General features: G+C 66.4%; 22 protein-coding genes and 1 tRNA gene. 15 read left to right on the forward strand and 8 right to left on the reverse strand.

Annotation, left to right across the window (positions count from 1 at the left end; genetic code table 11):
* The first annotated feature begins 41 nt into the window (after positions 1 to 41).
* From CCK87_RS13970 to CCK87_RS13995, 6 genes are all read left to right on the forward strand, one after another.
* The gene (locus tag CCK87_RS13970) at positions 42 to 488 is read left to right on the forward strand and encodes a pilus assembly protein CpaE (protein WP_086461943.1); all 447 of its coding nucleotides are present in this window, start codon (positions 42 to 44) and stop codon (positions 486 to 488) included.
* Positions 489 to 571: 83 nt separating this feature from the next.
* A complete protein-coding gene (locus CCK87_RS13975) occupies positions 572 to 793 on the forward strand; it encodes a hypothetical protein (RefSeq protein WP_086461944.1) in 222 nt (73 codons plus the stop codon).
* Positions 794 to 916: 123 nt separating this feature from the next.
* Positions 917 to 1,090, forward strand: a complete 174-nt coding sequence (locus CCK87_RS13980) for a CsbD family protein (RefSeq protein WP_086461945.1) — start codon at positions 917 to 919, stop codon at positions 1,088 to 1,090.
* Between the two features lie 111 nt (positions 1,091 to 1,201).
* Positions 1,202 to 2,203 carry an acyl-CoA/acyl-ACP dehydrogenase gene (locus CCK87_RS13985; RefSeq protein WP_086461946.1) on the forward strand — a complete coding sequence of 334 codons (1,002 nt, stop codon included), beginning with the start codon at positions 1,202 to 1,204 and terminating at the stop codon, positions 2,201 to 2,203.
* Positions 2,200 to 3,573 (forward strand): bifunctional PIG-L family deacetylase/class I SAM-dependent methyltransferase, encoded by a 1,374-nt coding sequence (locus tag CCK87_RS13990; RefSeq protein ID WP_086461947.1) that lies wholly within the window; start codon positions 2,200 to 2,202, stop codon positions 3,571 to 3,573. The genes CCK87_RS13985 and CCK87_RS13990 overlap by 4 nt, the downstream gene beginning before the upstream one ends.
* Positions 3,570 to 4,274, forward strand: coding sequence for a glycosyltransferase family A protein (locus tag CCK87_RS13995; protein ID WP_086461948.1), 705 nt, complete (start codon positions 3,570 to 3,572; stop codon positions 4,272 to 4,274). The genes CCK87_RS13990 and CCK87_RS13995 overlap by 4 nt, the downstream gene beginning before the upstream one ends.
* 27 nt (positions 4,275 to 4,301) lie before the next feature.
* On the opposite strand, the gene CCK87_RS14000 is transcribed toward CCK87_RS13995, so the two are convergent.
* Complete coding sequence (locus CCK87_RS14000) at positions 4,302 to 5,384, reverse strand: LLM class flavin-dependent oxidoreductase (RefSeq protein ID WP_212638230.1); 1,083 nt, start codon at positions 5,382 to 5,384, stop codon at positions 4,302 to 4,304.
* A 130-nt stretch (positions 5,385 to 5,514) separates the two neighbouring features.
* On the opposite strand from CCK87_RS14000, the gene CCK87_RS14005 reads away from it, so the two are divergent.
* Positions 5,515 to 9,303 (forward strand): AAA family ATPase, encoded by a 3,789-nt coding sequence (locus CCK87_RS14005; RefSeq protein ID WP_249273897.1) that lies wholly within the window; start codon positions 5,515 to 5,517, stop codon positions 9,301 to 9,303.
* 9 nt (positions 9,304 to 9,312) lie between these two features.
* Positions 9,313 to 9,552: a hypothetical protein gene (locus CCK87_RS14010; protein WP_140162863.1), complete on the forward strand. Its 240-nt coding sequence runs from the start codon at positions 9,313 to 9,315 to the stop codon at positions 9,550 to 9,552.
* Positions 9,553 to 9,574: 22 nt separating this feature from the next.
* Here the strand turns inward: CCK87_RS14010 and mscL are convergent, their stop codons facing one another.
* The 3 genes from mscL to CCK87_RS14025 are packed head-to-tail and all read right to left on the reverse strand — an operon-like array spanning position 9,575 to position 11,016.
* The gene (gene mscL, locus CCK87_RS14015; RefSeq protein ID WP_086461950.1) at positions 9,575 to 10,009 is read right to left on the reverse strand and encodes a large-conductance mechanosensitive channel protein MscL; all 435 of its coding nucleotides are present in this window, start codon (positions 10,007 to 10,009) and stop codon (positions 9,575 to 9,577) included.
* Between the two features lie 19 nt (positions 10,010 to 10,028).
* Complete coding sequence (locus tag CCK87_RS14020; RefSeq protein WP_086461951.1) at positions 10,029 to 10,388, reverse strand: FmdB family zinc ribbon protein; 360 nt, start codon at positions 10,386 to 10,388, stop codon at positions 10,029 to 10,031.
* Positions 10,389 to 10,437: 49 nt separating this feature from the next.
* Positions 10,438 to 11,016, reverse strand: coding sequence for a 5-formyltetrahydrofolate cyclo-ligase (locus CCK87_RS14025; RefSeq protein ID WP_086461952.1), 579 nt, complete (start codon positions 11,014 to 11,016; stop codon positions 10,438 to 10,440).
* A gap of 85 nt (positions 11,017 to 11,101) precedes the next feature.
* On the opposite strand from CCK87_RS14025, the gene galU reads away from it, so the two are divergent.
* From galU to CCK87_RS14045, 4 genes are all read left to right on the forward strand, one after another.
* A complete protein-coding gene (gene galU, locus CCK87_RS14030) occupies positions 11,102 to 11,992 on the forward strand; it encodes a UTP--glucose-1-phosphate uridylyltransferase GalU (RefSeq protein WP_086461953.1) in 891 nt (296 codons plus the stop codon).
* A 50-nt stretch (positions 11,993 to 12,042) separates the two neighbouring features.
* On the forward strand, positions 12,043 to 12,696 hold the full coding sequence (locus tag CCK87_RS14035) for a GNAT family protein (RefSeq protein ID WP_086461954.1): 654 nt from the start codon (positions 12,043 to 12,045) through the stop codon (positions 12,694 to 12,696).
* 83 nt (positions 12,697 to 12,779) lie between these two features.
* Entirely contained in the window at positions 12,780 to 13,670 is an 891-nt protein-coding gene (locus CCK87_RS14040) for a hypothetical protein (protein WP_086461955.1), read from the forward strand.
* Positions 13,671 to 13,728: 58 nt separating this feature from the next.
* Positions 13,729 to 13,804: transfer RNA gene (locus tag CCK87_RS14045), tRNA-Ala, on the forward strand.
* Between the two features lie 24 nt (positions 13,805 to 13,828).
* On the opposite strand, the gene CCK87_RS14050 is transcribed toward CCK87_RS14045, so the two are convergent.
* The 3 genes from CCK87_RS14050 to CCK87_RS14060 form a co-directional block, all read right to left on the reverse strand.
* A complete protein-coding gene (locus CCK87_RS14050) occupies positions 13,829 to 13,975 on the reverse strand; it encodes a hypothetical protein (protein WP_212638231.1) in 147 nt (48 codons plus the stop codon).
* A 74-nt stretch (positions 13,976 to 14,049) separates the two neighbouring features.
* Positions 14,050 to 14,376 (reverse strand): hypothetical protein, encoded by a 327-nt coding sequence (locus CCK87_RS14055; RefSeq protein ID WP_086461956.1) that lies wholly within the window; start codon positions 14,374 to 14,376, stop codon positions 14,050 to 14,052.
* 33 nt (positions 14,377 to 14,409) lie between these two features.
* Complete coding sequence (locus tag CCK87_RS14060) at positions 14,410 to 15,585, reverse strand: Vms1/Ankzf1 family peptidyl-tRNA hydrolase (protein WP_086461957.1); 1,176 nt, start codon at positions 15,583 to 15,585, stop codon at positions 14,410 to 14,412.
* A 121-nt stretch (positions 15,586 to 15,706) separates the two neighbouring features.
* Between CCK87_RS14060 and CCK87_RS14065 the strand changes: the two genes are divergently transcribed.
* From CCK87_RS14065 to CCK87_RS14075, 3 genes are all read left to right on the forward strand, one after another.
* The gene (locus CCK87_RS14065; protein WP_086461958.1) at positions 15,707 to 17,092 is read left to right on the forward strand and encodes a magnesium chelatase; all 1,386 of its coding nucleotides are present in this window, start codon (positions 15,707 to 15,709) and stop codon (positions 17,090 to 17,092) included.
* A complete protein-coding gene (locus CCK87_RS14070) occupies positions 17,085 to 19,088 on the forward strand; it encodes a VWA domain-containing protein (RefSeq protein WP_086461959.1) in 2,004 nt (667 codons plus the stop codon). The genes CCK87_RS14065 and CCK87_RS14070 overlap by 8 nt, the downstream gene beginning before the upstream one ends.
* An 81-nt stretch (positions 19,089 to 19,169) precedes the next feature.
* Complete coding sequence (locus CCK87_RS14075; protein ID WP_086461960.1) at positions 19,170 to 19,925, forward strand: SGNH/GDSL hydrolase family protein; 756 nt, start codon at positions 19,170 to 19,172, stop codon at positions 19,923 to 19,925.
* 5 nt (positions 19,926 to 19,930) lie between these two features.
* On the opposite strand, the gene CCK87_RS14080 is transcribed toward CCK87_RS14075, so the two are convergent.
* Positions 19,931 to 20,791, reverse strand: a complete 861-nt coding sequence (locus CCK87_RS14080) for a DNA-formamidopyrimidine glycosylase family protein (protein WP_086461961.1) — start codon at positions 20,789 to 20,791, stop codon at positions 19,931 to 19,933.
* Between the last annotated feature and the right edge of the window lie 13 nt (positions 20,792 to 20,804).

The following is a 20,804-nucleotide window of genomic DNA, read 5'->3' on the forward strand; positions in this document are numbered from 1 at the left end:
CGCTGGCATCCCGGTCCAGAATGGCCAGTCATAATGGCTGCATGATCACCGTCGAACTCGCCCGATCACTGCGCGATGCCGGGCTGGTCTGGAAGCCGGCCTCGGGGGATCGCTTCTCGATCGATACCCCCGCCTTCGATCCCGAAGCCCTCGACGCCGAGGTCTTCACCGTCAGCGACATGACGATCGAGGCCCAGCATTACCCCACGGGAACCATTCTCGGTTTCAATGGCACGACCGAGTGGGCGCTCGACTCCGTCGAGTTGCACGAGGCACTGTGGCTGCCGCGTGAAGACCAGCTCCGCGACATGCTCCGCGGCGCGTTCCGGTCTCTCGTGCGCCTAGAGACCTCGGAGGACGCGGCGCCGGAATATCGCGTAGACATCGTCTTTCGGGGCACGCCATCGAGCCACACGGCCCCCGACCCGGCCGAAGCCTACGGGCGGGCCGTGCTCACGCTGGTGGCGGCATCCAGCGCCGCGCTCTGAAAGGGGTGGACGCGGGCCCTCCCGATCCGAGAAACTGAGGTCATCCGGAACTCTCTCCGGGATCGACAAAGGGGTTGGATTCCATGGCTGACACGTATCGTGCACTGCTGCAATCAGGCGGACTCTCGGAGGGTAAGGAAACGGTCGAGCACTTCGTCGACGGCAAGCCCCGCGAGACGATCGTCGAGGTCTTCGACGCCGAGGGCGAGGCCCAAGAGCGGGTGTGGCGACTCGTCGTTCCCGTCACTCCCGAACCGGTCTCCTACGAGTTGGTGGGCGATACGCCGCAGGAGATCCCGAACTGATCGGCTCGTCTCTAACGGATCGTCAGAGGCATCACAAGCCCCATCCGTCGGACGACCTCGGGGCGTACCGTGAAACGCATGCCGGAACCCACAAGGATTCCGGCAAGACGAAAGGTGGATGCCATGGGACTCGACGACAAAGTCAAGAACGCCGCAACCGACGTAGCAGGCAAGGTGAAGGAAGCCACGGGCAAGGTCACTGACAACGAGCGACTCGAAGCCGAGGGCAAGGCCGACCAGGTGGGCGCCGACGCCCGCAAGGCCGGAGAGAACGTCAAGGACGCTTTCAAGCACTGACGGTCGTCGCGCAGCCATCGGCTGACGTGTACGACCAGGAATGCCGGGACACCATGGGTGCCCCGGCATTCGTCTGGATGGGGGAGTTTCGTATGACGCAAGGAGTCACGGGTGCCCGTCGCTGAATCCCTCGAATCGTGGGCAGCCAGAGCCGCAGAGGTCGCCGGCGATCCGCAGCGAGCCATAGACCTGGCGCTGGCCATCGGCACTGTCGCGCCCACTCCCGCCTCGGGCGAGACGCCGGCCCTGTTCGAGCTCTTCCGAGCTCTCGGTCGGGCCGATCTCACGGCTGCACGGGTTGTCGAGGCGCATCTGGATGCTCGTGCGATCCTCGCAGAGGCCGGTCACGAACCGCAGGCGGGCACCTGGGGCGTGTTCGCCGCCGAAGGGCCGGGCGTGCGCCTCGATGCCCACGACTCGAACGGAGCCTTCCGCCTGTCTGGCACGAAGCCGTGGTGCTCCATGGCTCAGCTGCTCGATCGTGCTCTGGTGACGGCTCACACCGCGGGCGGCCACCGGCGGCTGTTCGAGGTGGAGCTTCGAGCCGAGGGCGTGGGAGTGCGCAGCGGCGAATGGATCGCGTTGGGACTGCAGGGCGTGCCGAGCGGGGCGGTCGATTTCGATGACGTCGTCTCATCGCCGGTGGGAGCCGACGACTGGTACCTCGACCGGCCCGGATTCGCCTGGGGTGGGATCGGCGTCGCGGCGTGCTGGCTGGGAGGAGCCGAAGGTCTCGCGCATCGGCTGCTGTCGAGCGCGACATCGACGACCCGCGAGCCGGATCAGATCGCGCTGATGCACCTCGGTGCCGTCGATGCGGGGCTGTTCGCTGCACGGGTCGCGCTCGACGACGCCGGCCGTCGAATCGACGATGGCAGAGCGGAGGGAAACGAGGGTCGCCTGTTGGCCGCCCGCGTGCGCATCGTCGTGGCGACCGTGGTCGAAGACGTGCTCCGCCGTGTCGCACACTCGCTCGGGCCGGCGCCCCTCGCTCTCGAGGCGGAGCACGCGCGACGCGTGGCCGACCTCGAACTGTACGTGCGGCAGCATCACGCGGAGCGCGATGAAGCGTCGCTAGGCCGTCGCATCGTCGCCGAGGAGCCGAAGAGATGACCTTCGACCACCGAGACGCCGGAACGACGAACGCAGCGTGGCTCGCCTCGGAACGCTGGTCGAAAGCCCGTCCGCTTGATCTCGACGGTGTCGACCTGCTCGTCGTCGTCGCCGCCCATCCCGATGATGAGACGCTCGGCGCGGGCGGGCTCATGGCCACGGCGCATGCGGCGGGCCTCCCGGTGGTCGTCATCGTCGCGACGGCCGGAGAGCGCTCGCATCCGGAGTCGAAGACCGTCACGCCGGAGCGGCTCTCCGCGGTCCGTCGAGGCGAGGTCGTGGCGGCGATCGATGTGCTCGCGCCGGGCACCGCCGTGCACCTCCTCGGTCTTCCAGACGGCGAGCTTCGGCAGAACATCGATTCGCTGACGCGCGCCATCGGCGCCGTCATAGCCGACCATGCCGGGGCGCTGGTCGCGTCACCCTGGCGTGGCGACGGGCATCCCGACCACACGGCTGTCGGCGACGCTGCCGCGGCCGCCGTCGAGGCCGCAGCAGCGAGGCACGCGGAGTACCCGATCTGGGGCTGGCACTGGCAAAGACCGGAGTCGCCGGAGTGGCCGTGGGAGAGAGTTCGCACGGCACCCCTCGGCGTCGAAGCCAGGGCGGCGAAGGCGGCCGCGCTCGAGCTGCACCGGAGTCAGACCGAGCCGCTCTCTGCCGAGCCGGGAGACGAAGCGATCGTCTCGTCGTCGTTCGCCGCGCATTTCGGCCGCGACTTCGAGACGTTCTTCGTCACCGACGAGACGGCTGCCGAGCTCTCGGGGGAGTCGCTGGAACAGGGATACTTCGACACCTTCTACGAAGGGCGTACCGACCCGTGGGGCTTCGAGACGCGCTGGTACGAGGAACGAAAGCGGGCTCTCACGCTGGCTGCACTTCCGCGCCGGCGCTTCGGCTCGGCCCTCGAGATCGGCTGCTCGATCGGCGTGCTCACGGCTGAACTCGCGGATCGGGTCGACGATGTGCTGGCGACGGACATCGCTCAGGCTCCGCTGGACTCAGCGAGGCGACGGCTCGCCGGTCGCTCGGAGGTGCGCTTCGAGCGCCGCGCTCTACCCCAGGAATGGCCCGATGGGAGCTTCGACCTGATCGTCGTCTCCGAAGTGGGGTACTACCTCGCGCCCGATAGCCTGGACGACCTCGTCAGTCGAGCGGTCGCAAGCCTGAACGATGGAGGCATCGTCGTCGCCTGTCACTGGAGACACCCTGTCAGCGACTACCCCATGCGCGGCGACGACGTGCACGAGGCGTTCCGTCGGTCGGCGGGTCTGGAGCGCATCGGCGGTTACGACGATGACGACTTTCTTCTCGAGGTCTTCGGCCAGCCGGGCGCGGTGTCGGTCGCCGCGGCGGAGGGGCTCGTGTGACGACCCTCATCAGGCAACTCGTCATCGTCGTTCCCGCTCGAGACGAGGAGAAGACGATCGCGCGCTGCCTCGACGCCCTCGAGCAGGCAGTGGCACGGCTCCACAGTGCGCGCCCGACGGACGGCCCCGAGGTACGCATCGTCGTCGTGCTCGACCGATGCGTCGATGGCACGGCGAGCGTCGTCGCTCGTCGTCCGAGCGTGGACTTTCTCGCGATCTCGGCCGGCAAGGTGGGGGTGGCTCGCTCACGCGGCATCGAACGGGCGCTTGCCGATAGCGCCTTTGCGCCAGAGAGCGTCTGGATCGCGAACACCGACGCGGACTCGGCGGTACCCGCCGACTGGCTCTGCGTGCAGCTCGAGGCAGCCGAAGCGGGGCATGGGGTCTTGCTCGGTGCTGTCCGCCCAGACGAGGAGGGTCTCGACGCCGAGCGGCTGGCGCACTATCTGCTGCGGCATCCGTTGCGCGAGAGCCATCGCAATGTGCACGGCGCCAACCTCGGGGTGAGGGCGGATCACTATCTTGCCGGGGGAGGGTTCGCCCCCGTCGCCACAGGAGAGGACGCGGCCCTCGTCGCGAAGCTGGAGAGTCTCGGCGTCGACGTGACCAGCACGGCGCGCGCCGCCGTGCTCACCTCGTCGAGGTTACTGGGTCGAGCGCCCGACGGATACGCGGGCGTCCTTCGCGCCGTCGCGGGCTAGCCGCAGCGACTGCGCGAAGGCGACGGCCTACCGGTTCTGTTGCGCCGCGAGAAGCTCGAGGGTGCGTTCCGCGCCCGCGCCGACTCGGGCGTCTTGCCCGTCGTGGTCGGAGGCGATCGGCGACACCATCACCTCGTCGACTCCGTACTTCGCGGCGAGTGCTGTCAGACGCGGCCACGCGGTGTCGGGCGTGCCGATGATCCATCGTGCCGCCTGGTCTGCCACGAGATCTTCCTCCATCGGGTTCAGCGTCTCGGCCTGAGCCTGCTCGACGGTCAGGCGAGGGCCGAGCGCGCCTCCGGAGCGGAGCCTGGCCATCGTGATGAGCTGCGGAAGCGCGAGGGCCTCGGCCTCCTCCTGCGTGTCAGCGACCACGGCGTTGACCGTGAGAAAGGTCGTCGGCTCGGAGAGTCCCGCAGAGGGCCGGAACTCGCGGCGGTAGAGGTCGAGTGCGGTATCGATGCCCGTCTGTCCGAAATGGTGGGCGTAGACGAAGGCGATGCCGAGGCTCGCCGCCAACTGCGCGCTGTAGGTGCTCGAACCGAGCAGCCAGAGCATGGGCGAGGACTGCGTGCGCGGGGTCGAGCGCAAGGCGTAGTCGCGACCACGCAGCGGGATGACGACGCCCGGCTGCGCCGCCGCGTCGAAAGCGTCGGTGATCGGCGTGTCGTCCGAACCGAGAAGTCCGGCGACCAGCTCGACATCGCCGGGGAACGAATCCACTCCTGACTCCTCAGCGCGAGCCCCTCGCAGCATGTACGCGGTGACGGGATCTGAGCCGGGCGCCCGGCCGATGCCGAGGTCGATGCGACCGGGGTGCATGGCCTCGAGGAGGGAGAACTGCTCGGCCACCGTGAGAGGCGCGTGATTGGGCAGCATCACGCCACCCGATCCGACCCGGATTCGGCGCGTATTCGCCGCCAGATGGGCGATGAGCACGGCTGGGGAGGTCGCCGCCACCGCCTCCATGTTGTGGTGCTCGGCAACCCAGTATCGGGTGAAGCCGAGCTCGTCTGCCCGTCTCGCGAGAGACACAGCCGCAGCGACGGAGTCGGCGGTCGTCTGGTCGGTGCGCACGGGCAGGAGGTCGAGAACAGAGAGTTTCAGCATCGTCTGGGTCAACGCTTCGGATGTCCGCCGGTATTCCACGGTCTGGAATGCATCGGCCGAAACCGGGCAAATGCGGCGAAACCCCTTGCAGATGCCAGGTTTTCGGGCGTGGCCCGCTTAAGGTAACCGTGTGTGGCGCGCCGATAAGAAACTAGATGCAGACGGAATTCCGACTGCGGCCGACGACAATTCGTCGGCCTGGGGTCACCAGACCGCGCCTGAAAAGGCCGGTCGACCTCTCACGAACCTCTCCAGCGAAAGCCGGGTCGAGCCCAACCGAGAACGTTGGCGAGACGAACTCAGCAGGGTAGGCGGAGCATCCCCGCTCATCCACTTCGACGACTCGCCCCGCAACCGCATCGATCTGTCGGCCACCCACCCGGGAGGGCTCGCACAGTTCATCACGGGCAACGCCACGCTGCTCTCGAGCCTCATCCGAGACGAGCTGGCCCTGCGTACCGCCCGTCTCGCGGCCGCGGCGATCACCGACAAGGGTGTCGAACTCCGCAGCGTGCGCGGCATCGACGCCGTGAACCTCGGCATCGGATTCGCCGAGTGGCGACTCGAGCAGGAGTCCTTCAGCGCTCCCGTGCTGCTGCGCCCGGTCTCCGTTCGCCGCTACGGACGAGACTTCGAGCTCAAGCTGCGCGGTGGCCCCACGGTCAACCCTGAGCTGGTTCGTGCCCTGTCCGAGCAGTTCCAGATCGAACTCGACGCCGACGCGCTCGTGGCGCTCGCGGTCAACAACGGCGTCTTCAAGCCGCAGCCCGTCATCGACCAGCTGCGCGGCCTCACATCGCAGCTGGCGTGGTTCAGCGTCAGCCCCAGGCTCGCCGTCTCGACGTTCGCCGATGTCAGCCATGCGCTCGTCGAGGACGCCGTCGACCTCGCGCATCCGGTTCTCGACGCGCTCGCGGGCAACGTCACCGCGCGCCGCGGAGTGCAAGACGGTTACCACCCCGTCGACGCGACGCCGCAGGACCAGCGCCCGCCGTCCACCGACACGCTCCTTCTCGATGCCGACCCCGAGCAAGAGAACGTCATCGCCCAGATCGGCGCCGGCAACTCGCTCGTCGTCAAGACTCTGCCGGGAACGGGTGGCACCCAGACGATCGTCAACGCCGTCGGCGCCCTCATCGCGCAGAACAAGCGCGTTCTCGTCGTGAGCCCTCGTCGCCTCAGCCTGCGCGGCATCGCCCGTCGCCTCACCGACGTCGGCCTGCCCGGCGTCGCCGTGTCGCCGCGCACCCTCCGCCGCGATCTGATCCAGTCGATCGGCCGCAACGAGAAGGCCCGCCAGCCCCACGTGGCCGACGTCGACGAGGCTCTCGTACGCCTGCGCGGTGTGCTGCTCGACTACCGCAGTTCGCTCGGCCGCGTCGACCCCGTGCTCAAGGTCTCTGTTCTGGATGCGCTTCGCGAACTCGCACGCCTCGAACTGCTCCAGACGCCTCCCTCGACGAAGGCCCGCCTCGACCGCCACGCGCTCGAAGGTCTTGCCTCCGGCCGAGTTCAGGCGGCGAAGACGCTGAGCAAGGCCGCGGCGCTGGGCGAATTCCGCTACGGGCCCGACGATTCGCCCTGGTATGGCGCCTCATTCGCATCGTCCGACGACGCGCACAGCGCCCACCAGCTCGCCAAGAAGCTGCACAAGTCCGATCTTCCGACGCTGCTCTCCGGCGCCTGGGAACTGATCGGCCAGACCCGCATGAGGCCGTTCGCCACGCTCACCGAGCTCGGCGTCTACCTGCGCCTCCTTCTCGATCTGCGCGAGACGCTCGACAAGTTCCTTCCCGTGGTGTTCGACCGCCCGCTGACCGAGTTGATCGCAGCCACCTCGAACCGTCGCGACTCGCCGCAGCTCTCGTCGACGAGCCGACGTCGCCTGCGAGGTCTCGCGCGAGAATATGTGCGCCCCGGTGTGCACATCGGCGATCTCAATGAGGCCCTCAAACACATTCAACAGCAGCGCACCCTCTGGTACCGCTTCGCTGCGGCGGGCATCCCGCCGGAAATCCCTATCGGCATCGCCGACGTGCAGGTGGCCTATCAGCGGGTCACGGAAGACCTCGCTCAGCTCGACGTGCCCCTGGGCACCGTGGGCACGGCCAAGCAGCTGACGAGCCTGCCGATCGACCAACTCGTAGCGATGGTCGAGGGGCTGGCCGCCGATTCCGAGGTTCTCGCCAACCTGCAGGAGCGCACGGCTCTTCTCGACACGCTTCGCGAGCACTCGCTCGACCCGCTGCTGACCGATCTCTCGCAGAGGCACGTGCCCGAGAGTGCCGTCGCCGACGAGCTCGAGCTCGCCTGGTGGCAGTCGGTTCTCGAGCTCATGCTCGCCAACGACAGGGCCCTGCTGGGCGCCAACACCTCGGTGCTCGATCGGCTCGAGGCAGACTTCAGGCTCGTCGACGAGGCACACGCCTCGGCGAGCGGCGCCCTTCTGGCATGGCAGCTCGCCGAGACCTGGAGCGTCGGCCTCGTCGACTACCCCGAAGAGGCAGCGGCTCTCAAGAAGATCCTGCGTACCGACGGCGTCGACGCTCAGGCCTTGCACGAGGCGGCTCCCCATCTGGGTCGCGTTCTCGCTCCCGTCTGGCTCGCGTCTCCCTACGAGGTCGCCGAGATCTCCGACTCGCTGCACTTCGATACGGTCATTCTGGTCGACGCGGGAGCGACGACGCTGGCCGAGAACGTGGGCGCGATCCGTCGCGGACGCCAGGTCGTGGCGTTCGGCGACCCGGTGACTCAGACCCCGTCGCGCTTCGACATCGCCATCGCTGCGGTGCCCGAGGCGGCGAGCCGCTCTCAGGCCGAGCAGTCGGTCGAAGAGCTGCATGCCGAGTCCGCGCTTGCTCGCCTCGCCGAACTCGTCCCGACGCTTCCCCTCACGCGCAGCTATCGCGCGGGCGGCGAAGACCTCGCGGAGCTCGTCAATCACCGTTTCTATGGCGGAAAGATCGACTCTCTGCCGTGGGCCGGAACGTTCCTCGGCCACGGTAGCCTCGCCCTGCACTACGTAGAGGGCCGTGGCGGCATGCCCGACGCCGAGACCGGAGCCGTCGAGAGTGTCGACGACGAGGTCGATCGGGTTGTCGCGCTGGTGCTCGACCACGCCATCAACTACCCGGGCGAATCGCTGATGGTCATCACTGCCAGCCCGCGTCACGCGGTGCGTGTGCAGCAGGCGGTTCTCTCTGCCTTCTCCAAGCGAAGCGATCTGAGCGACTTCATCCTCAAAGACCGGGCCGAGCCGTTCATGGTCGCCACTCTCGACCAGTCGGTCGCCCAGAGTCGCGACCGCGTGATCTTCTCGGTGGGCTACGGCAAGACCACCCATGGCCGAGTGCTCACGAACTTCGGTGCCCTGGGACGCCCGGGCGGCGAACGACTGCTCGCCGTCGGCATGACCCGCGCTCGCCGTTCCATGGACATCGTCAGCTGCTTCCACCCGCACGACATCGACGAGGAGCGCATGGCCCACGGCATCGTGGCGCTGCGTCAGATTCTCACCGAGGTCGAGTCGGGACCGACCCCTGACACGTTCTCGAGCCCGGGCGATGCGCTGCTGATCGACCTGGCACGACGGCTCGGAGCACGCGGCCTCGACGTGGCGTTCGAGCACCGCGGCAAGCTCACGCTCGTGGCCTCGCACGATGGTCGCGCCATCGCCATCGAGACCGACTCGGTGGTGCACGCCACGAGCCTGCGCGAGTCTCTTCGACTTCGTCCGGACATGCTTCGGCGCCTGGGTTGGCACTACCTGAGGGTGCACAGCTTCGAACTGTTCAGCGATCCTGAGGCCGTCGCATCGCGCATCGCCCAGGTCATCGGACTGCGTGAGCTCAAGGCAGTAGACCGGCAGCCCATGTCGCCCAGCACAGACGAGACCGCTCCGCTTCCGTTCTCACGGTAGGCTCCCGTGGTGCCGAAAGAGACGAACGACGCCGAGTCCGCGCTGCCCGCGCTCCCGGTTCGTCGAACGGGTCGACGCCGGGTGACGACGGATGCCGTGGCCGGCTCAGACCCGACGCCTCAGCGAGCCGATGGCTCGGCCGTCGAGAAGGCTGACGAAGACACGGATGCCTCGTGGGGCGATCCCGCCCCGCGCGGCAGCGACAAGAACGACGACAGGCTGAAGCTCGAGAAGCCGCCGCACTGGTGAGTGGGCGAGGCCGCTAGAGCGGTCAGGCGCTGGGGTGTGTCGGGCCCGAGGGCGACGTCTGCTGCTTGGCGAGCAGGTCGCGGATCTCGGTGAGCAGCTCCGCCTCGGTCGGGGGAGTCTCGACCGTGTCCTGGGGAGTCGGCTGCTGCTTCTTGATGAAGGCGACCTTCTTGAGATGGTTGATCGGCAGCACGAAGACGAAGTAGACGACCACGGCGACGATCAGGAACTGGATGATCGCGGCGAGAACCGTGCCCAGCTCGATAGTGCCCTTGCCGACGCTGATGGGGAACGCTCCGACGAGGCTGTCCGCGCCGCCGACAGCACCCAGCACGGGAGTGATGACGTTCTCTACTATCGACGTCACGACCGCGCTGAACGCAGCTCCGATGACCACGGCGACCGCCAGGTCGATGACGTTTCCACGGAGTACGAACTCCTTGAATCCCTTGAGCACGGTGTATCCCTTCGCTTCTCTACTTGGCTGAACTGCTGGATGCGGCCGGCGTCGACGATCCGCTCGAGGAACCAGAGCCGCTGGTGCTGCCCGAGCTCGACGAGGTCGACGGCGCCGCGGGCGTGGAGGACGACGACGAGTCGCCCGATCCGCTCGTCTTGCCGGTGCTGCTCGAGCTGCTCGAGCCGCCCGACTTGTCGCCCGCGCGCGAATCGGTGCGGTAGAAGCCCGATCCGTTGAACGTCACACCGACCGCGCTGAAGACCTTGCGGAGCTTTCCTCCGCAGACGGGGCACACCGTGAGGGAGTCGTCGGTGAACGCCTGATGGATGTCGAAGGCGTTGGTGCACTCGGTGCAGCGGTACGAATAGGTGGGCACGGAAGAAGACTCCTTGAAAACGGTGGAACGGCGTGCCGAACGGCGCGGGTTAGAACGTGTGGATCTGCGTGGGGGTGATCACTCCGTCGACGGGCTGATCGTGGATCTCGCGAGGCACGCTCTCGAGCAGTTCGTCATCGAAAATCAGTGCGTAGACGGGAGGACACTTCTGCATGCTTCCCAACGTCTTGTCAAAGTATCCCCGACCCCAGCCCAGCCTGACCCCGGATGCGTCGACGGCGGCAGCCGGAACGATGATGAGATCGACGTCGTTGATGATCATCGGGCCGAGAATCTCGCCGACGGGTTCGGGCATGCCGAACAGCCCTTCGGCCTCGGATTCGCCGTCGCCCTGGGTCCAATCGAGCAGACCGTCCTCCCTGGCGATGGGGAAGAGGGTGCGGATGCCCTTCGCCTGAGCCCAATTGAGGAAGTCGCGGGTGTTCGGCTCGTGGGTGGCCGACAGGTAGCACGAGATGAAGCCGGCGCCAGTGTCGGTGACCAGCTTCTGCAGGTTGCGAGTGAAGCCCTCGGTGGCGGATGCCCGCTCGACGGACGTCCGCGTTCGACGCCGCTCTCGAAGCTCGGCTCGGAGTGCGCGTTTGATATTGCTCGGGTCGGTGACCATTTAAGTGATTTTAGTTGCATGGATGTATCGGCCGTGTTTCGCAATCCGGCGCATCGACCTTTCGGCATTGGATAGCCTTGGCTCCATGGGGACACAGATCACAAAAGCCGTCATTCCTGCAGCCGGACTGGGAACTCGCTTCCTGCCCGCCACGAAGGCACTTCCAAAAGAAATGCTGCCGGTCGTCGACAAGCCGGCCATCCAGTACGTCGTCGAGGAGGCCGTGAAGGCCGGGCTCGACGACATCCTGGTTGTCACGGGCCGCAATAAGCACGCGCTGGCCAACCACTTCGACCGCGTCACCGAGCTCGAGGCCACCCTCGAGTCGAAGGGTGACGGCAACAAGCTGCGCATGGTCAACGAGGCCACCGCGCTCGCCGAGATGCACTACGTGCGCCAGGGCGATCCACGGGGGCTGGGTCACGCCGTTCTGCGCGCCCGCATGCACGTCGGTCATCAGCCGTTCGCCGTTCTCCTCGGTGACGACCTCATCGACGCGCGCGACGAACTGCTCACCCGCATGATCGAGGTGGCCGAGACGCGCACCACGACCGTCGTCGCCCTCCTCGAGGTCGACCCTTCGGTCGTGCACATGTACGGCGTCGCGTCCGTCGAAGAGACCGACGAAGACGACGTGGTTCGGGTGACCGGCCTCGTCGAGAAGCCGTCTGCCGAGGACGCGCCGTCGAACTACGCCGTGATCGGGCGCTATGTCTTGCAGCCCGAGGTGTTCGAGGTACTCGAGAAGACTGAGCCGGGCAAGGGCAACGAGATCCAGCTCACCGACGCGCTCGAGACCCTCGCCGCCGACACCTCGATCGCCGGCGGGGTCTACGGCGTCGTCTTCCGCGGACGTCGTTACGACACGGGCGACAAGCTCGACTACATCAAGGCCATCATCCAGTTGGCGAGCGACCGCGACGACCTCGGCGGCGACCTGCGCCCCTGGCTCAAGGAGTACGCCAAGGGCCTCTAGAGGCCTCTGTCGTTCGACCACCATTTCAGAAGGAATGACTGTCACCGCCGATGTTTGTTCCCACCCTGTCCGACGGACCGATCGTCATTCGCCCCATTCGGGTGCGGGATGCGCGAGCGCTCGAACGCGAGCTCATGGAGAACCGCACCTGGCTGCGCAAGTGGGAGGCGACTAACCCGCACGGGCCGATGTCGTTCGATACGAGGGCGAGCATCCGGTCTCTGCAGAGCAACGCGCGAGCCGGCTATGGACTGCCTTTCTTGATCGAATACAACGGCGAGCTGGCGGGCCAGCTGAACGTGTCGTCGATCAGCTACGGCTCCGTGTCGTCTGCGAGCATCGGCTACTGGGTCTCTGAACGGTTCGCGGGCAAGAACATCACTCCGACGGCGGTCGCCCTGGCCTCCGACTACTCGTTCTTCCAGGTCGGCCTCCACCGCATCGAGATCTGCATACGACCCGAGAACTCACCGAGCCTGCGTGTCGTCGAGAAGCTGGGTTACCGCTACGAGGGACTCCGTCGGAGGTTCATCCACATCAACGGCGACTGGCGTGATCACTTCTGCTTCGCCCTGGTCGCCGAAGAGCTTCCCGTCGGAGTGCTGCGTCGGTGGAAGAACGGCCAGGTTCCCGCCGGCGAAGGCTCCGTTCCTCTCGTCGATCGCGAGGCGGCGCAACACGCCATCGAGACGATTCCTCGCTGACCCAGTGCGAATTGCCTCACGAGTGTTCGCGACACACGCAGGCAGACGCCCTCAACGGGCCCTCGCTCTCATACCGTAGAGCCATGACAACGGACTGGCTGGGCGGAGGCCTCATCATCGCCGTCGCAGCTGGGCTGTGGCTGATCTACTTCATGCCGACCTGGTCTCGGCGACGAGAATTCCTGGCGACAGAACGCAATGCGGTACGACTGCAGCAGACGCTGCGCATCCTCGCCGAGACGAGCGAGGTTCCCGACGAGATCCGGGTGGCCACGACCGCCCGCAGCGTGGCTGAGCAGCAGCGCTATCTGCGGCAGGTGTCGCAAGACGCCACCCCCGTGGCCGTTCTCATCGCAGCCCGTATCAAGCGTTCGCGCGCGGTGACCAGCGCCATCTTCCTCCTCTCGGTGTCGGTCGCCCTTCTCGCCGGTTTCCAGATCACTCTCGCCGGCGCGTGGGTGGTCGTGGCCATCGGAGCGTCTGTCGCGTCTCTCTGCCTGGTCATGCTGGGCAAGCTCGCGCAGGCGGGCCGCAGTCTTCGCCTTCCTGCTCCGCGCCTCACCGTGCACGACCAGACCCTCGTCGATCACGGAGGATCCTTCCTCGACGCTGAGCCCGCGCCTGTTGTAGAGCCGGTCGTTCCGAGCGAGTGGACACCGATCCCGCTTCCCAAGCCCCTCTATGCCGCCCGTGTATCGGCTCCCGGTCTCGCGACGGCGTTGCCCTCCGTAGCTCGCGAGGTGTCGCTCGAGGTCGAGGCCGACCTCCGTCGGGCCGCAGCGGATGCCGAAAACGCCCTGCGCGCTGCAGCGTCCGCCGGGCCCACGGTCGCACCCATCGAGCTTCCGCTCGCCCCCGCCGAGCCGGTGGCACCTCGCCCGCCCAGCCGTTTCGCATCCATGGGTATCGTCGACACCGTCGACGGTTCTCGCCTCGACCTCGATGAGGTTCTTGCTCGTCGCCGAGCGGGCTGAGCACCTCGTTCGGTTCGGAGTCGCTGCCGCGGTCGTGATAGTCTTCCAAGGCAGTTCCGGGGCATTGGCGCAGTTGGTAGCGCGCTTCGTTCGCATCGAAGAGGTCAGGAGTTCGAATCTCCTATGCTCCACCAGAACAGCACAAAGAAGCCCCGGTCTTATGACCGGGGCTTCTTTGCTTCTCTGGGCACGTCTCCGAGTTCCGTCCAGAGATGAGCGATCGTCGCGGCTCCCGAGAGGAGCATGTCGACATCGATGCTCTCGTCGCTGGAGTGCCAGTGATCTTCGGGCAGCCCGGTGCCCACGAAGAGAACGGGTGCGTCGATGCTTCTCGCGAGAAAATCCTGACTGAATCGGTCTTCTCGGAATCACGCATGGATCAGGAGGGATTGGTGGGGTCGCCGTGGGAGGTCGGGTTGATGGCCGGGGCCGTCGTGGTGGCGGGGCTCACGGTCGACGATGTCGAGGCCGCAGGAACCTCGGGATGATCCGTATGGACTCGACCGCTCGGCGTCGCCCCGTTCTGTAGCGCCTCGAGGCGCTGACCGAGAACCAGCTGCACGGGCAGCCGATCGCCGTGTTCTGTCTCGTAGTCGATCAACCGCTGCACCTGATCGACATCTAACGGCGCGATGCGGGCCGCGATATGGCCGAGGGGAAGGTGATCGTAGTCGGGGAGAGGGAGGTCTGCGTGTTCAGTCGTCATAGTGAGTGCTCCGTCGTTGTCGATGAAGGGGTGTCAGTTTCCGGGAACCGGGGGACCTGTTCGCCAGCGCAAAATTGCGGCGGCACTGGCTTCGTTGGGCAGGGCAACCGCGTCCTGACCGTCGGGAACGCTGAAGGAATCGGTGAAGAGCACCCGGGCATCGGTGAGGAGAGCCGCGCGGCATAGGGCCAGTTGAGTCGGGACTGATCCGAGGATCGTCGCCCCCAGAGCCTCTTCCGGCGCCGACGCGATCCACGGCTCCGCATCGAGAGCCAGCGCCTGACGTTCTCGGAGTCTGTCGGAGTCGACGATGAGAGTGTCGACCTGCCCCGCCGCCAAAGCCAGAACGATGCCGCCGAAATTCAGCTCGACGAGGTTGTCGCCCCGACCGTCGTGGAGCGACAGGCGATCGAGAACGACCTGTTTGTCGTCGGCGAGGATGCGCTCGATCTCGGCGCTGACCCGGTCGGGAAGGGCGGAATCACTCGATCCGTCAGCTCGTGTGTTCGTCGGCTCGACGGAGAGAATCGCGCGACTGGCCTCCGACAGCTCCTGCTCAAGAAGCTGACGCGCACGAATATCTCCCGCCACGACGAGGAGTCGCGGTGCGTGGACTCGGACGATCTCGTCGATCGTGCTCGCCAACTCGGACTGGGTCTGCCGCCAGATCTCCTCCGCATGGTTCTGCATGTGGTCATGTCGCCACCCACCGCCCTTGATCTTGTGGAGGGTGTCGGTACGCCCCTGAACATGGTCCTCCGATTCCACGACGCGAGAACCCGCGCGGAACAGCTGTACCTCTCCACCATCTCTGGCCGTTTCGACGGTCAGATAGGTGAAATCGAGGGGCTGCGCCTTGAGAAGCGGCACCAGATCCGGCAGCGGCCCGTACGACGTGATCTCGGGTTCGACGGCCAATCCGGCGAGCACCTCTTCGACGATGACGACACCGTCGCGCACCAGGATGAAGAGACAGAAGGGGCTCGGACCCGTTGCCGCCGTCGCCAGCACGTCGGCGACACAATCCAGGTCCCTCTGAGGCGATCCTGCGAGAGCGAGGCGATCGAGGACCGAGGTGCGGCGTTCATCCTGCACTCCGGGCGGGTCGGCCGTGTCGACCGACATGTCGAGGTAGACCTGCGTGTAGTCGGCATGGTCTCGATAGATGCGGGCGAGTGCGGAACTCGTCATCGTGTCCGTGTCAGACATATGAACCTCCAGTGGATCCTCCGTCTCTTCATCCTGATCTTTTTCGCGAAAATCACACACGGGGATTGACTCGTTTAGACGACCCGGGCTAACGCGACCACAGCGGAGGTAGCGTGGAGAAATGACGCGTCCACTCATCTCCACAGTCGGTCAGCTCAAGGCTTCGGGCCACGAGCAGAAGTCCCTTCGAATCGAAATCCGCGACAATCTTCTGGCGGCTCTTCGCGAAGGTCGCGACCCCTGGCCGGGCCTGCACGGATTCGAGGCCACGGTCATCCCTCAGCTCGAGCGAGCTTTGATCGCGGGGCACGACATCGTGCTCCTCGGCGAACGCGGGCAGGGCAAGACCAGACTGCTGCGCACGATGGTCGGACTGCTCGACGAGTGGTCGCCCGTGATCGACGGATCCGAGCTGGGGGAGCATCCGTTCGACCCCATCACCAGCCAGAGCGTGCGTCGTGCGCACGAACTCGGCGACGACCTGCCGGTGTCGTGGCGAACCCGCGAGGAGCGTTACGCGGAGAAGCTCGCCACCCCCGACACCTCCGTCGCCGACCTCATCGGTGACGTCGACCCCATGAAGGTTGCCGAGGGCCGCAGCCTCGGAGACCCGGAGACGATCCACTTCGGTCTGATTCCCCGGAGCCATCGCGGAATCGTCGCCATCAACGAACTGCCCGACCTCGCCGAGCGAATCCAGGTGGCCATGCTCAATGTCATGGAGGAGCGCGACATCCAGATTCGCGGCTACGTGCTGCGTCTGCCCCTCGACGTGCTCGTGGTCGCCAGTGCCAACCCCGAGGACTACACGAACCGCGGTCGCATCATCACGCCCTTGAAAGACCGCTTCGGCGCCGAGATCCGAACCCACTATCCGCTCGAGCTCGCCGACGAGGTGTCGATCATCCGCCAGGAGGCGGACCTCGTGGCCGAGGTGCCCGACTACCTCGTCGAAATCCTCGCCCGCTTCACTCGCGCGTTGCGCGAATCGCCGTCGGTCGATCAGCGCAGCGGCGTGAGCGCGCGCTTCGCGATCGCCGGAGCGGAGACGATCGCCGCGGCGGCCATCCATCGCGCAACCCGGCAGGGCGAACCGGATGCCGTGGCCCGGCCCGTCGATCTCGAAACGGCCGTCGACGTGCTCGGCGGCAAGATCGAATTCGAGTCTGGCGAGGAGGGTCGAGAGGATGAGATCCTCGACCATCTGCTACGGCGCGCTACGGCGGAGACGGTGAACGGATATTTCAGAGGTCTCGACTTCAGAGCACTGGTGAACGCCGTCGAAGAGGGTGCCGTCGTCACGACGGGTGAGCAGGTTCCGGCGCGCGGGTTCCTAGCCGGGCTTCCCAGGCTGGGCGAGTCCGAGCTCTACGACCAGATCGCCGACAGGCTCGATGCCCGCAGCGACGGCCAGCGGGCGGGCGCCATCGAACTCGCTCTCGAGGGGCTCTTCCTCGACCGGCGCATCAGCAAGGCATCGGGCGGAGGCGAAACGATCTATGGCTAGGGCGAATCGGCGGCTCACCCGCGCCTCACGGTATGGCAAGTACTCGGGCGGCCCCGACCCGCTCGCGCCGCCCCTCGATCTGCGCGATGCACTCGACGCCATCGGCCATGACGTGATGGAGGGCTACTCGCCCGAGGCGTCGCTGCGGGAGTTGCTGCGCCGTGGCACGCGCGATCGCCCCGGCCTCGACGACCTGGCTCGTCGCGTCGCGGAGCGTCGCCGCGAGCTTTCGGCGAAGCACAACCTCGATGGCACGTTGAACGAGGTGAAGCGGCTGCTCGACAAGGCCGTGCTCGAGGAGCGCAAGCAGCTGGCCAGAGACGTGCACCTCGACGATGATTCACGCTCCCTCGCCGAGATGCAGCTGGGCGCGCTACCGCCGTCGACCGCCGCGGCCGTGAAAGAACTCGGCGACTACTCGTGGCGCAGCACCGAGGCTCGGCAGGACTTCGAGCGCATCAAGGATCTGCTGGGAAGGGAGATGCTCGACCAGCGCTTCGCGGGGCTCAAGCGCGCGCTCGAGAACGCGGATGACGACGACAGGGCAGCGGTCGCCGCCATGGTCGCCGACCTCACGGCACTGCTCGACAGCCACGCTCGAGGTGAGGCGGGCCAGCAGGATTTCGACGAGTTCATGAACGCGCACGGCGAGTTCTTTCCCGAGAACCCCCAGACCATCGACGAGTTGATCGACGCTCTGGCAGCGAGGGCAGCGGCAGCCGCTCGAATGCGCAACTCGATGACCCAGGAGCAGCGCGACGAGCTCGACGCACTCGCATCCGATGCCTTCGGTTCGCCCGAGCTGATGTCGTCTCTGGTCCAGCTCGACGAGCAGCTGCAAGCCCTGCGCCCCGACGCAGACTGGAGCGGGTCGGAACGCATGTCCGGCTCCGATGGCCTGGGCCTCGGCGACGGAACGGGAGTGTTCCAGGACATCGCTGCACTCGACGAGCTCTCGGAGCAGCTATCGCAGGGTTATGGGGGATCACGGCTCGACGATCTCGACCTCGATGCACTCTCCCGTCAGCTCGGAGACGAGGCCGCGGCAGACGCCCGCACACTTTCCCAACTCGAAAAGGCTCTGCGCGACTCGGGAACCATGAAGCGCGCCTCGGACGGAACCCTCAAGCTGACGCCGAAGGCGATGAGGCTTCTCGGTCGTTCCCTGCTGCGCGACGTCGCGCAGAGACTCTCGGGCCGCCAGGGCACGAGAGACGTCCGGCAGGCCGGCTCCGCTGGGGAGTTGTCGGGTGCGACTCGCGAGTGGTCTTTCGGTGACACAGAGCCGTGGGATGTGACGCGCACGATCACCAACGCGCTGTCACGGACCGCAAACGGCGAGGCCGCCCCCGGAGCGGGCATCCGGATCGAGATCGGCGATGTCGAGGTGCAGGAGACAGAGGCGAGAACCCAGGCGTGCGTTGCCCTGTTGGTCGATACGTCTTTCTCGATGGCCATGGACGGCCGGTGGGTTCCGATGAAACGCACCGCCCTCGCGCTGCACACCCTGGTGACCAGCCGGTTCAGAGGCGACGATCTTCAACTGATCGCGTTCGGTCGCGAGGCTCAGGTCATGGAGATCGAGCAGCTCACCGGCCTCGAAGCCGAGTACGAGAAGGGCACCAATCTCCATCACGCACTGCTTCTCGCGAACCGGCACTTCCGCCGGCATCCCAACGCTCAGCCCGTACTGCTCATCGTCACCGACGGCGAGCCGACCTCCCACCTGGAATCGAGCGGCGAGGTCTTCTTCGACTACCCGCCGCATCCTCTGACGATCGCTGTCGCGGTTCGCGAGCTCGAGAACTCGATGCGACTCGGAGCGTCGACCACATTCTTCCGACTCGGTGACGATCCGGGCCTCGCGCGGTTCATCGACTCCATGGCGAAGAGGGTCGGCGGCAGTGTGGTCTCGCCGGAACTCGACGACCTCGGCGCGGCGGTGGTCGGATCGTACCTCGGTTCGCGCGACGGATCGGGGTACGCGGCGGGGTGAATTCGGAGCTTGCGCTCAGCGTCTTCGCGACCGGCGAACGACGCTGCAGACTACTGTCAACCTGGTGAGTGAGGTCGAGGAATGAGCGCTAAACGTCGCAACAAACGCGCCGTTGCGGCGGTCATCGCGGGCTCGATGCTCGTCTCGGCGACCCTCGTGTCGGTCGTCGTGCAGAGTGTGACCCACGGCTCGGGAGAACACATCCATATCGACTCGCGATCTGCCGCCCTGTCTGCGACGACGGCACCGACATCGCCGCCCACGGGCATCGTGGAGTCCGCATCAGAACCCGGCCCCGTCGTCGTGGCCATCGGCGACTCCATCATGGACGGCCACAACGTGAAGTCGAGCCACGCCTGGCCGCAGCTCATCGGAGCGGCTACGAACTGGCAACTCACCGACCTGGCGGCCGACGGCAGCGGATTCGTCGCAGTCGGCGACGACGGAGGCACGTTTCAAGATCAGGCCGTCGACGCCGTCGGGCTGAACCCCTCGATCGTGATCATCGCCGCGAGCAGCAACGACCTCGACGAAGACCCAGACGAGGTGGCCAGCCAGACGATGAAGACAATGAGCTATCTGCGCGACAAATTGCCCGAGGCGCGCATCTTCGCGCTGAACGCGTTCTGGGGAGACACCACCCCGCCCGACGAGTTGGGCGAGCTCGATGCCGACATTCTGAGAGCGTCACGGGCGGTCGACGCCGACTACCTCGATATCGGCCAGCCTCTCGCCGGCCAGCCCGAGCTCATGCAGTTCGACGACATCCACCCCGTCTCGAAGGGACTCACCGTCATCGCGGCCGCGGTCGCCGCCGCCATTCGCGAGGCGGGCTAGGCCTGCTACTTCAGCAGTCTCGACAGCACCCGATCGGCCAACGGCTTTCCGCCCGTCTGGCAACTGGGGCAGTACTCCAGAGTGCGGTCGGCGAAGATCACCTGCCGCACGGTGTCGCCGCAGACCGGACACTCTTGGCCGACCCTGCCGTGCACGCGCATAGCGGTCTTCTTCTCTCGCTTCAGATTCGATGCGCTGACGCCCTCTGAGCGCCCGATGGCGCCCTGCAGTGTCTCGCGCATCGCGTCGTAGAGTCGGGATGCCTCGTCGGGCGTCATCGATGCCGGTTTGTAGGGCGACATGCGCGCGACGTGGAGGATCTCGTCGGAGTAGGCATTGCCGATTCCCGCGATCCGCGACTGATCGCGCAAGACACCCTTGATCTGCATTCGCCCGGCCGAAGCGAGGATCTGCGTGAAGACCTCGAGGGTGAACGCCGAGTCGAGCGGATCGGGCCCGAGCCTCTCGATCTGAGGGATCTCGTCGGCGCTCCGAACGATCCAGATGGCGACGCTCTTCTTCGTTCCTGCTTCGGTGACATCGAACCCCGAGCCGTCGTCGAGAACCAGACGAGCCGTGAGAGGCCCGGACGTCGGACGGGTGCGTGGCGGCGGTTCGCCGTCGCGCCACCGAATCCAGCCGGCACGTGCCAGGTGCATCACGAGATGCAGATCGCCGACCGAGATGTCGAGGAATTTGCCGTGCCTGTTGATCGCCGTGATCACACGATTGCTCAAGGCTGAGGCGGGCGGATCGAAGGTCTTAAGGGCGGCGAACGACACCAGGTCGAGGCGTGCAAGCGTTCGACCGACGAGTCGCGCGCTCAGATCAGCGACGAGCGCGTGGACCTCGGGAAGTTCTGGCACTCCTTCAGTCTCG

Source organism: Agreia sp. VKM Ac-1783 (assembly GCF_900177765.1).
Classification (GTDB): domain Bacteria; phylum Actinomycetota; class Actinomycetes; order Actinomycetales; family Microbacteriaceae; genus Agreia.

Coding starts and splice junctions, on each gene's coding strand:
- CCK87_RS14000 (WP_212638230.1), bottom strand. CDS start 5,384: ATGCTGAAACTCTCTGTTCTCGACCTCCTGCCCGTGCGCACCGACCAG.
- CCK87_RS14060 (WP_086461957.1), bottom strand. CDS start 15,585: ATGTCTGACACGGACACGATGACGAGTTCCGCACTCGCCCGCATCTAT.
- CCK87_RS14035 (WP_086461954.1), top strand. CDS start 12,043: ATGTTTGTTCCCACCCTGTCCGACGGACCGATCGTCATTCGCCCCATT.
- CCK87_RS14055 (WP_086461956.1), bottom strand. CDS start 14,376: ATGACGACTGAACACGCAGACCTCCCTCTCCCCGACTACGATCACCTT.
- CCK87_RS14075 (WP_086461960.1), top strand. CDS start 19,170: ATGAGCGCTAAACGTCGCAACAAACGCGCCGTTGCGGCGGTCATCGCG.
- CCK87_RS13990 (WP_086461947.1), top strand. CDS start 2,200: ATGACCTTCGACCACCGAGACGCCGGAACGACGAACGCAGCGTGGCTC.
- CCK87_RS14040 (WP_086461955.1), top strand. CDS start 12,780: ATGACAACGGACTGGCTGGGCGGAGGCCTCATCATCGCCGTCGCAGCT.
- galU (WP_086461953.1), top strand. CDS start 11,102: ATGGGGACACAGATCACAAAAGCCGTCATTCCTGCAGCCGGACTGGGA.
- CCK87_RS14025 (WP_086461952.1), bottom strand. CDS start 11,016: ATGGTCACCGACCCGAGCAATATCAAACGCGCACTCCGAGCCGAGCTT.
- CCK87_RS14070 (WP_086461959.1), top strand. CDS start 17,085: ATGGCTAGGGCGAATCGGCGGCTCACCCGCGCCTCACGGTATGGCAAG.
- CCK87_RS13975 (WP_086461944.1), top strand. CDS start 572: ATGGCTGACACGTATCGTGCACTGCTGCAATCAGGCGGACTCTCGGAG.
- CCK87_RS13970 (WP_086461943.1), top strand. CDS start 42: ATGATCACCGTCGAACTCGCCCGATCACTGCGCGATGCCGGGCTGGTC.
- CCK87_RS13980 (WP_086461945.1), top strand. CDS start 917: ATGGGACTCGACGACAAAGTCAAGAACGCCGCAACCGACGTAGCAGGC.
- CCK87_RS14065 (WP_086461958.1), top strand. CDS start 15,707: ATGACGCGTCCACTCATCTCCACAGTCGGTCAGCTCAAGGCTTCGGGC.